Raw genomic sequence first — 12052 nt, forward strand, 5'->3', positions numbered from 1 at the left:
AGATGGGGATAGATATAGAAACGGGGATGGGAATAGACATGAAGATGAAAACGGATATAGAAATGAAAATAGAGAGGAATGATCAACAAACGCCTGAGGTACGCCAACGTGAAGTGGTGGTGATCGGCGGGGGACTGACGGGATTAACCACAGCATTCTATGCTCTAGAACGTCATAAAGATGTAGAGGTTGTGGAATGTAGCCACCGAACAGGGGGACAAATACATTCCTTTCACGAACAAGGTTTTACGTTCGAGAGCGGCCCTAACACCGGAGTGATTTCCCATCCGGAAGTGGCCGAATTGTTCGAAGCTTTAGACCCGGATTGTCTGTTGGAGACCGCTCGTGAGAGTTCGAAGAAAAGACTGATCTGGAAAGGCCATCGGTTTCATGCTTTACCTGCCGGTTTAATGGGGGCAGTCACAACTCCACTGTTCAGTTGGTATGATAAGTTTCGCATCTTAGGCGAACCTTTTCGTGCTAAAGGAACCGACCCGAATGAGAGTGTCGGAGCATTAGCTCGCCGCCGCTTAGGAAAATCTTATTTAAACTATGCTGTCGATCCATTTTTATCGGGAGTCTATGCCGGTGACCCACTAAAGCTAGTCACCCGTTATGCCCTACCCAAACTTTATCAACTGGAACAAGTGCATGGTAGTTTCATCAAAGGGGCTCTGGCTAAAGCTAAAGCTCCCAAGAGCGAACGGGACAAACGAGCCACCAAAAAGGTCTTTTCGATGAAGGGGGGATTGGAATCGTTGGTACAGGCGTTAGCTCACCGGATTGGCGACGAGCGCATCACGCTCAATGCTCAGCAAATCATTGTTTCTCCCGACGAAAAGGGTTGGAAGGTTAGCTATAACGCTACGGATGGAGTCATGCACACGATTCGGTGTCAAAAGGTGATCACCACGGTCGGCGCGTATGCCCTACCCGATCTATTACCTTTCGTCCCGAAAGAAGAGATGCAACACATCAGCAATCTACACTATGCCCCGGTGGTACAAGTGGCTGTTGGCTTCCGGTCGACCGATGGAATCGATTATCCGGCTTTTGGGGGATTGATCCCCTCTTGTGAACAGAAAAAGCTACTCGGCATTCTGTTCCCTTCGGCTTGCTTTACCGATCGGGCGCCTGAGGGTGGTGCCCTTCATGCTTGCTTCTTAGGTGGAGTACGCCATCCGGAAATCGTAAAAATGAGCGATGAAGAGATCCGGTCACTCATTGAAGAGGGAATGACCGACTTACTTAAATATCACCCCAAGAAGCGACCGGACTTCATTCGAATCTTCCGTCACGAAAGAGCTATTCCGCAATATGAAGCCAACTCCGGTCGGCGATTAGAGGCCATCCAAAACATTCAGAAGGATTACCCGGGACTTCTTCTCGGAGGTAATATCCGAGATGGTATTGGCATGGCCGATCGAATCAAACAAGGGGTAAACTTGTCCTTGGAGTTATAATCGTAGAATCATGAAAAACATTACCATACTCATCACAGCGCCGGAGAACTACGCGATACGATTTAAAGAATCCTTAGAGCATCTGAATAGTCGTCATACCGAAGTCATTCAGACCATTAGTATTCCGACAATAATCAGCGCTACTGCCGTCGATCATCCTTCAATGCTCCACTTGATGAATCAGATCGATCAGTACGATTATATGCTGTTTGCTAGTCGGAAGGCTATAGACTCGATGAAAGAGGCGTTATCGGCCCATCCACATCTCAGACTTTCAGAGACTACGGGTTATTGTGCGGTTGGAAAAGATATTGATTATATGCACCAACAATTGCACGTAGACCCGGCATTCATCCCTGAAGAGCCCAGTCCTATGGGAATTGTACAGACCTTGGCCACTCATCCGGATCGTATGGGAAAACGAATAGCCGTGCTTGTTCCTGAAGTGATGGAGATAGAAGAACCTCCAATCGTTCCACAGTTACTAAAGGCTTTATCGGATCTCGGACTCATCGTCGATCCCATCCGAGCGTACACCATCTCTCCAAAAGAAAATAAGAGTTTAGCGACATTGATTCATGAAAAACTAATCGACTGTATTGCTTTCAGTAGTGGATCGGAGATTTATAGTCTGCTGAAGATACTGAACGCTCATCAACCTCCTCTAACCCTCCCCAAGAGTATTTCTATTGCCTGTTTCGGACCTTATACCGCTCATTGCGCCAAACTTGCAGGATTGAAAGTGGATGTCGTTGGAAAAGATTTTAGCTCGTTCGATGGGTTTGTGGAGGCCATACAAAATCACTTTTGGAATCGATAGAACTGGCGTTAAGTCACATCACGCGAGATCAGGTTTTAAAGCGGAGTTAACCGCCTAGAAAAGGTGAACCCTAAAAGTTCTTGGTCTGACTTTTAGGGTTCATTCTTTTTAAAGGCCTTTAAGAGGTCTTTTTTCCTTTAGATCTATTGCATTAGGCTATAATTGTATTAGACTGTAGCAGTGGGCTACACGGCGCTTTTTAGAATAAGGTGGCCTATAAACGAAAACGACCTTCCAATCGAATATCGTTCGAGGCTGAACCGATCATCACCTTAAACTCTCCGGGCTCGACCACCCAATTCAACGATGCATCGTATAAACCTAATTCCTCACGACCAAGTGTGAAAGTGACCGTTCGGCTCTCTCCTTTCTTTAGCGAAAGACGACGAAACGCTTTCAATTGAATAGGGGGTGTAGAGACTGAAGCGACGACATCACGAAGGTATAACTGCACCACTTCATCTCCATCCCGCTGACCGGTATTGGTCACCGTGCAAGAGACGATTTGCAAGCCTGCGCCTCGAGTCGGGCGACTGATGGTCAAATTGCTATAAGCAAATGAGGTATAACTCAGTCCGTAGCCAAAGGCGTATAATGGCGTCCCTTCTCCTTCAACATAAGCACGTTGCTGACCTTGCGAATAGTAAAGCGGCAATTGTCCGACACTACGGGGTACAGAAACCGGTAGACGACCGGCGGGATTATAATCGCCAAATAGAACATCGGCAATGGCAGCACCACCTTGTTCGCCGGGATACCAGGCATTCAACAAAGCACTCGCCTTTTCGGAAGCTAAGTTCATGTTCAACGGACGCCCTTGAATATAGACCACCACCAACGGCTTACCGGTCGCCACTAGGGCTTGCATCAATTTTTCTTGATCACCAAGCAAGTGAAGCGTTTTTCGATCGTATCCTTCGCCACAATCCATATCCGACAAGATCTGATTAGCCTCGGTAGAGACAGTCGCTGCTCCCGTATTGATATATTTGGTCTTAAAATCGCGAGCACTCGACCCTCCAACTACTAAAACCACTGCATCCGATAGGCGGGCAGCTTCCACGGCTTCCGAAATACGGCTTGTTGTCGTGTCACGAATGGCACAACCTTTGACATATCGTACGATAGTCGATTTCGATACCGCCTGACGGATACCATCGAGCACCGTCACAATCTCACGACGTTCTTGAGGCGCGGTGTAATCGCCCAACTGATTATACATCATATCAGCATTCGGTCCAATCACGGCAAGACTTCCAAGGGTTTTACTCAACGGTAATGTACCGTCATTCTTCAATAAGACCACACTCTCACGAGCAACCTCTCGAGCGAGCTCACGATGAGCAGGCTGACGGACGATTTTTTTGGCTTGTTCGGGTGAAACATAAGGATTCTCAAAGAGTCCCATTTGAAACTTCAAACGCAAGACATGGGTGACCGCTCTATCCAAATCGGCCATCGTGATCAGTCCCTCATTGAGAGCCTGAATCAGGTTCTGGCCATAGGCATTTCCACCTAAATCCATATCGACACCGGCTTTCAAGGCTAAAGAAGCCCCTTCTTTCACACTCTCGGCCACATGATGAGCCTGCGAGATGCCTTCCACACTTCCTAAATCGGAATAAAAGAAACCTTTGAAGCCCCAACGCTTACGGGCAATAGAATCAATCAGGAACTTATTCGAGGTACAGGGTACTCCGTCGATGGAGTTATAGGAGGTCATGATTGTAGAAGCTCCTTCTTCGATCGCCTTTTTAAATGGTGCCAAGTAATCGGAAAACAGTTGATGAGTGCCTACATTGGCTCGTTCGCCATTATGTCCGCCTTCCGGAATACCATAGGCTGTGAAGTGTTTTAGGGTCGAAAACAGGTGCTGACCATCATGAGAAGAATCGCCTTGCATGCCTTTCATGAAAGAAACACCTAACTTGGACGTTAACACCGGATCTTCTCCGAAGGTTTCTTCCATGCGCGACCATCTCGGTTCACGGGCAATATCGAGTACCGGACCATAGCCAATATTTGCTCCTTGTAGGCGAGCTTCCAAAGCAATGGTCTCTCCCACTCGATACATCAAGTTTTCATTCCAAGTGGCCGCTTGTCCCAAAGAGGTCGGAAATACAGTCGTACCAATGGCCATGTGTCCGTGGGGACATTCTTCGGCAAATAGAACAGGAATACCTAAACGCGTTTCTTCGACCGCATATTTCTGTAGAGCATTCAATGCTTTAGCCGACAGCTCCGGATTTAATCCGGTTTCCAAGGTTTTTTGCGTCCAAGGATCGGCACGCAAAACGGCCCAGAACGATCCCAAAGGCCTCTTTTTCATGCGCTCCTTATAAAGTTCGGAAGGCACAACTCCTTTGTTCGTCTTCGTGTACATCTCCCAACCAAGCGGGCAACAAAGTTGACCGACTTTCTCTTCTATAGTCATCTGACTTAATAGATCGGAGATACGACTTTCAATTGGTGCTTTAGGTTGTTTATATAGTTTTTGCTGAGCATGTACCGAGGTCAGCGTACAAACGCCTAATAAGGCAAGTCCTAAAGTCTTTTTCTTTATCTGCATCATTTTATGCCTTTGTATTTACATCATTTTATGCATTTGTATCTGCATCATTTCTTAAGATTAAAACTAAAAGCTAACGGTTCATTCTTCAAGTTCTTGGGCAATCGCACGATCACTTTATCCCCTTTAACACGATAAGAAACCCGCTTGTTCCCTTTCAGAAGAGTCATGCGACCGCTAGGAATATTTCCGGTCCACTCAATGGTTTGAGGTAAGTTTTCATTCTCTGCCAAAGCGTAAATGGCATAAAGCGTCTTCTGATTCTTATCGGCAGTAAACCAAACCTGACCATCATGATAATTAGGCGTAATTCGAGTGTTGTAGATTGCACGGCCATTGTGACGTAACCACTCACCGATGACATGAAGTCTCTGGCTCACGCCTTCTTCGATGATGCCTTGAGGTGTCGGACCAACTCCCAACAAAAGAGCTCCTCCTTTTGCCGTAATCTCAGTGAGCATATTAATCACTTTCGTAGGCGATTTAAAAGGTGCATTGGGTACCCATCCCCAGTCATTACTCAACGTGATACAGCTTTCCCAAGGATGACTCAATTGCGTCTCAGGAATACCACGCTCTGGGGTTTGATAATTCTCGTTCTTACCGCGAATACTACGATCGACTACAATCAATCCCGGTTGATTCTGACGCGCTTTAGCTACAATATCATCAATCTTAATATCTTGTTTCGGAGCAGCGACCCAACCACCATCGAGCCAAAGGATATCAAAGTGTCCATAATTCGACATCAGCTCATTGATCTGATTAGCGGTGAAGTCTTGATAGTTCTTCCACCAATCGGGATGACGCTCAATCTTATAATTGACATTCCGATTAGGAGTTGCAAAATAAGGATTCCAGTAATACTCGTAATGCCAATCCGGCTTAGAGAAATAACAACCAATCATGAAGTCTTTCTGTCTAAATGCCTCAAAGACGTGACGAGCGACATCCTTACGTGAATCGTTACGGAAAGCATGACGGGCAATGGAAAAATCGGTGTATTTCGAATCGAACATACAAAAGCCATCATGATGCTTCGTCGTAAAGATCATATATTTCATTCCGCCATCTTTCATGATATCGGCCCATTTTTCAGGATTAAAAGCGGTAGGATTCAACGAATCTTTCAATCCGAAATACCACTTCTTATACGCTTCATAAGAAAGGTTCTTCTTACGAGAGATCCAATCGACATCCTCCGAACAAATAGACCATGACTCCACAATACCGGGAACAGAATAAAGTCCCCAATGGAACAATACGCCAAACTTCAAGTCTTGCCACTGATCTAACTTCTGGAGCACACCTTCATCAGTAGGCCACTCATAGCCATCCGATCGTTCGTGCACAAACCCTTGCACTTCCTGACCAAAACTTAATAAAGGCCATATTGAGAAGCACAACATCAAAATAATCGTTTTAATTTTCTTCATGATATAAATTAGATAGTTAATAGTTTAAGAGTAATATATAATAAAACAAATCATTTAAAATCCCATGCGAAAGATCATATATATGAGATTAAACAAACACAGAACTTTTGCTTTTACAAAAATTAAAAATATAATTTAAAGAATCAATTTTCATAACTATATTTAATAAGAAAATCGTCTTTAATACGATTCTATAAGCAGAATCTGAAAAAAAGAGAGTCTAGCAAATGCCAGACTCTCTAATTATTTATTCATAAATATACCTAACCTAGGGTCAGATCATTCTTAGATTTTACTTACCAGCACCCCACTCTGGAGCATTTTTGTCAGCCCATAGACGTTCATCATGCAAAACTTGATTATATAGTCCATCAGCTGTCGGAGTCAAACCTTGACGTTTGAAAGCTTCAATTTTGAGAGGTCCCATCTTATCTGTATCGGTAACAGTTCCTGTTGGGAAACGACGAGGAATTTTTGCAGCCGGAACTTCAGCATATTGCTTACGTGGTAAGATTGTTGAGTTAAAGCTTGGGTATCCAGAACGACGTGCTGTTACATACTGCTCATTTGGATAAAGAGTAAAGTGTAACATTTGTTGCAAATAGATTTTCTCTAATTTTTGGCTTGCAGTACCGGTAAAGTCGTATTCTGCTCCATTAAGCATAGCGTCGATCTCACCATCCTTCAAGTCAATAGCTCCTTCATTAGAATCATAGCCAAAACAACCAGCTACATTACTATAGTAAGCAACTTGATTCAATTTAGCCAATTTATCATATTCTTGAACAGATAATCTTAAAGCTTTTTTATAGAAGTTACTAGCATCAGTTTCACGACCAGACAACATTGCAAACTCTGCCAAATAAAGGTTAACCTCCGCAGAACTTAAATACATTCCATACCAAGGACGATCATTGGTCTTGAACGTATAAGCATCACCAGGTAATGTTGAACTCTCTACTTGAGCTGCAGCAGTATATGTTCTACCAATTAACATCATTTGATTTAAAGTAGAGAAAACGGTATATTGTTTAGGGTTTTTACCATCTTTGTCGTACAAAGTCAATTCAGATGCTGCATTTGGATAGCTTGATGGGAAATACCATTTATGTTTTCCTGTAGCATCGTTACTAGCCATCCAATCTTCTGTCATACCATAGTAACGTACCCATGGTTCTCCAAGGCCACCCCATTTTTCAAAATGCTTTTTACCATCAGTTCCAACAGTATAAACTACATTCTTTTCTATAAAATCCGGGATACTCTTACCTGCATCATAAAATCCTTGAATAACTTTTGAGTTCCAGTTATTCTTCTTATAAAAGAATCTAACACGAGGGTCGAAGTTTTTGATCATCAAATCAACAACGGTCTGACTACCGGCACATCCAGAGAATCCGTTACTCCAATGATAAATATAATCATTTCTTCCGTCATTTGTTGTGGTCAGCATTTTATTAAACAAGACATCATCTTCAATAGAATTGAGGTAACCACATGTCGCATTTTCCACATCAGAGGCTATTGCCTTAGCTTTAGTTGCGTTTTGATTTAACAATCGAACAGCGATACGAAGTTTTAAAGAGTTAGCAAATTTTGCCCATTTATCAACTTTTCCTCCATATACAACATCTTGCGAACTAATCATACGTGCATTAGCCGTTGTAAAAACGGTAATTGCTTCATTGAGATCAGTTATCCAAAGATCGTATAACTGTTCAAGAGGATCGTAAGGAGCAGTAACTTCACCACCAAATTTCTTTTTACAAGCCTCAAGATATGGAATATCACCATATAAATCTGAATCAAAAAGGCCTAAGTAAATTGTTAGTATTTTTGTTGCCGCTACATAAGGCATATTAATAGCCTTATCCTCTGCTTTATAAGATGGTTTATTCATGATATCCTCCATCTCACGAACAACACGAAGAGTCTTGAGATATTGAGAACCTTTATCACCTGTAGCCGTTAAAGTCAAAATAGACTCTGAAGCACCTCCCGAAGAAATGCCCATTCCCGACCAAGAATACATCATTGGTGCATTATAGAAATACTCCAAATAACCTTGAGGCTCAAATTTATTTACAGCCTCTGCAAACAAATAACTGATATTAGGAGTTACAACAGCCGATTTATCCTGATTTAAAGTAGCAAATTCGTCACGGCAACTACTTAAGGAAAGTCCCCCTAAAATCAAAGCAGCTAACACCGATTTATTTAATTTCATATAATTCATTTTTATTAGATTAGAATGAAGCATTGATAGTAAAAGTATAACTTGCAGTATACGGACTTACAGAACGGATCATAAATTGCGATGCTTGAGTTCCGCGAAGAGATTCCGGATTAAAGTTGTTCGGCAAAGAATTTAATAAATAGCCCAAATTTCTTCCTGTTACCGATAAACTCAATTTTGAAGCCCCTATTTTACTTGCAATAGAATTAGGTACACTATAATTTAAAGTGACCTCGCGAAGAGCGATGTAATTTAACTCATGGAACCAATCATTGTTTTTCATAACAGAGGCACGTCCCCAAGAGTTATTCCAATAGTTCCAAGAAGAAGCATGTTGAGGATCAACAATACCTCTTTCATATAAAGAGCGATAAGTTTCACCATCTGCGGCTATCGTATAAGTTCCAGTTGGAGTATTAATTGTTTTACCACCTGGCATTAATGCTTCAGGGATAATACCATCGTCATAAGTTAAACCATCCCAGATAGAAGTATAGGTCATACCACCGTGTTCAGCACTAGTACCCTTCAATGAATTCTTAAGATAGCCATATGATGTACCGTAGTGTGAACCATAAATAGCAACCATACCACCAAATCTCATATCAGTAGCGATACGCAATGTCCAGTTCTTATATCTAAGAGACGTGCTCACACTTCCCAAGAAGTCAGGTTGAATAGAACCAACTCCTTTTTCAACTCCAGAACGAGTGTAGTATACTGTATGGCGACCATTGTAAGAAGCTAATTCTAAAACAGGAAGCCCTGTCTTTTCGTCATAAATAGGAGTAGCATCGGAACGTAATGTACCATATTCACCACCAACTTCAGCTACAGAAGCAATACGGAAGTTACCATAATTAGACATACCTGTCAAATTGATGAAATTAGTAACATCTGGATGTAAACTTATAATTTTTGACGTATTCTTTGTATAAGTGAAATTTAAATCCCAAGTCCAATCTTTCGTTTTAATAGGAGTGGCATTCAAAGCCAATTCAAGACCTTCGTTTTGAATATTACCAGCGTTTACATATTGAGAAGAGAGTCCCGAAACATTAGGTATATCAATTTTCATGATCTGATCTTTGGTATTTTCCTTGTAGTAAGTAAAGTCAACGCCCAAACGATTCATAAAAAATCTCCAGTCCAATCCAACTTCCCAAGAGTTTTTACGTTCTGGTTTAAGATTATTATCATAAGAAGTCGTAGGAATATCCAATGAATAAGTATCACCATTATTCGTTGTAGAAGTATACAAATTATAGCTTGAATTTACAAGGTAAGAATTGGTATCGTTACCTACTTGCGCCCATGAAGCACGTACTTTAGCGAAGCTGATCCACGAAGGAAGTTCATCTCTAAAAGTTTCATGAATCAACCATGATCCAGAGATTGAAGGATAAAAATAAGAATAATTACCGTGTCCATCAGCATAAACCAAAGATGAAGACCAGTCATTACGGCCTGTTACATCTAAGAATAATTGATCCTTCCAACTCATTCCGACTTGTCCGGCAACAGATAAGATTCTCTTTTCACCAGCAATCACACCTGAATAATTTGGCGTTTTCTTAGAGTTAGCAATAAAATACTGACCAGGAACAACAAGACCTCCATTAGTACTTTCAGACATTGCCTTTTCGAAATTATTATAATACTCTCCGCGCAAGAATCCATTTAAACTAAAATCACCAAAAGTCTTGTTTACTAAAAAGTTAGCATTTAAATTTGTTTGTTCTTTCGTATAAAGTCCCATACTATAAGAACCGCCTTCGTTAGCGTATCCGCTACCAAGTGCTTTTCCTTCATTTCTTTTGTAGAAGTAATTATAGTTACCCTCTACAGTAAATTTCAACCATTTAGTTAAATCGGCTGTTAATTTTAAAGAAGGACGTACCATGGTTTCCTTTTGAGTATATGAGGTTTCAAATACACTCCACCAAACGCTACGACCTGGAGCAAGTCCGTATTCATCACCATAATCAGAAGAAGCTAACCCACCGTGAGTTCCTTTATAGCGCGTTCTCCAATAACGGCTATCATACATTCTATCCCATGTTCCATCGATAAAGTTCTCTCCAAAGTTCGTAAAACCACCTTGCTTAGGATTTGAATTAGCAAAACTAAAAGCAGCTTCAACTTCAACGTCCTTAGTAATTTTATGAGAAATCTTAGTCAATAAAGACAAGCGTTCAAAACTGTTGTTTGGAGTATTTCCTTCGGCATGTTTGTACGAGATAGATCCATAAAATGAAGTTATTTCATTACCTCCTTTTACAGAAACATTCGTATTGGTATTAAACCCATTGTCAAAGGCATCAACAAAGTTGTTTTTATATGGTGAATAAGGTACTATTGAATAATCATAATATTCAATATCTTGTCCATCAAACTTTGGCCCATAAGAGTAAATACCTCCCGATGTTAAAGAGCGCTCTCCATTTTGATTTAAGTAGAAAGAGTTGGTGTCCTGAGCATTGTTTGAAGACTTATAGTTGTTAAAGCCAGACATGTATCCTCTACCACGTTCATTTTGGAAATCTGGTCCACCATAAACATGATCTACACCAAAGGTTTGAGATACGTCGATACCAAGACCTTTTTTCCCTTTACCACTTTTTGTTGTAATAACGATTGCACCATTCAATCCTCTTGATCCATACAAAGCTGTAGCTGCAGCCCCTTTCAAGACAGATACAGAAGCAAAATCATCAGGATTAAGGTTCTTCAACTCATTACCCCAGTCGGTGTCATTTGTACTCCAATCAGCATCACCCACTTTTACAGCATTATCAAGTATCACACCATCAATAACGTAAATTGGCTGGTTGTTGTTACCTAAAGTAGAAGCTCCACGAATCAAAATCTTCGAAGAGCCAAACAATCCACCATCACCCGATGAAATATCAACACCGGCAACCTTTCCTTGCAAAGCAGATACAGGGTTCACCAGATTTGTGTTAAGATCATCACCTTTAATCTCAGTTACAGCATATCCTAATGCTTTAGTTTGGCGTTTCACACCAAGAGCTGTAACTACAACCTCGTCTAGTGCTTGAGCATCATCCTTTAAAACAATGTTTAAAGATGCTCCAGTCCATTTAACTTCTTGAGTCACATAACCAACAAAAGAAACTTGAATAATTGAGCCGGGTTTAACATTGCTCAAAGAAAAATCCCCATCCATTCCTGTAATAGTTCCGTTTGTCGTTCCTTTGACTACTACGGAAGCACCGATAACAGTTTCTCCATTAGCATCTTTCACAACACCGGTACAAGACCCCTTTTGCTGTGTGATTTGGACATCGGCCATGCCGAAATCAGAAACTGCGTAAGCCATTCCTGTAGATGAACTCATAAGGAATAGCAGCATACTTACAGACTTAAAACGTTTTAGCATAATAATGATTTTAAGTTACTTAATAAAAGCATTTATATAAAGAAGGAGTTTATGCTTCCTTCTCTCTTTTTACGGAGGCAAATATATATAATATATAAATAACACAAAACGTTTTATTAATAGAA

Annotated in this window: 6 protein-coding genes; 2 read left to right on the top strand and 4 right to left on the bottom strand. The window is 41.3% G+C overall.

Annotation, left to right across the window (positions count from 1 at the left end; all coding sequences use genetic code 11):
• Positions 1–62: 62 nt before the first annotated feature.
• Together hemG and AC4PG5_RS05175 are read left to right on the top strand one after the other, a co-directional pair.
• Positions 63–1463: a protoporphyrinogen oxidase gene (gene hemG / locus AC4PG5_RS05170; protein ID WP_492030686.1), complete on the top strand. Its 1401-nt coding sequence runs from the start codon at positions 63–65 to the stop codon at positions 1461–1463.
• A 10-nt stretch (positions 1464–1473) separates the two neighbouring features.
• Entirely contained in the window at positions 1474–2283 is an 810-nt protein-coding gene (locus AC4PG5_RS05175; protein WP_492030364.1) for a uroporphyrinogen-III synthase, read from the top strand.
• Between the two features lie 214 nt (positions 2284–2497).
• Here AC4PG5_RS05175 and AC4PG5_RS05180 read toward each other — a convergent pair whose 3' ends face one another.
• The 4 genes from AC4PG5_RS05180 to AC4PG5_RS05195 all read right to left on the bottom strand — a co-directional run bounded on the left by AC4PG5_RS05180 (position 2498) and on the right by AC4PG5_RS05195 (position 11927).
• Entirely contained in the window at positions 2498–4852 is a 2355-nt protein-coding gene (locus tag AC4PG5_RS05180; protein WP_492030687.1) for a glycoside hydrolase family 3 N-terminal domain-containing protein, read from the bottom strand.
• Between the two features lie 47 nt (positions 4853–4899).
• Positions 4900–6288: an alpha-L-fucosidase gene (locus AC4PG5_RS05185; protein WP_492030365.1), complete on the bottom strand. Its 1389-nt coding sequence runs from the start codon at positions 6286–6288 to the stop codon at positions 4900–4902.
• 292 nt (positions 6289–6580) lie between these two features.
• Positions 6581–8515: a SusD/RagB family nutrient-binding outer membrane lipoprotein gene (locus tag AC4PG5_RS05190; protein ID WP_492030366.1), complete on the bottom strand. Its 1935-nt coding sequence runs from the start codon at positions 8513–8515 to the stop codon at positions 6581–6583.
• Between the two features lie 19 nt (positions 8516–8534).
• Entirely contained in the window at positions 8535–11927 is a 3393-nt protein-coding gene (locus AC4PG5_RS05195) for a SusC/RagA family TonB-linked outer membrane protein (protein ID WP_492030367.1), read from the bottom strand.
• Between the last annotated feature and the right edge of the window lie 125 nt (positions 11928–12052).

Source organism: Bacteroides sp. QWL-09 (assembly GCF_058683585.1).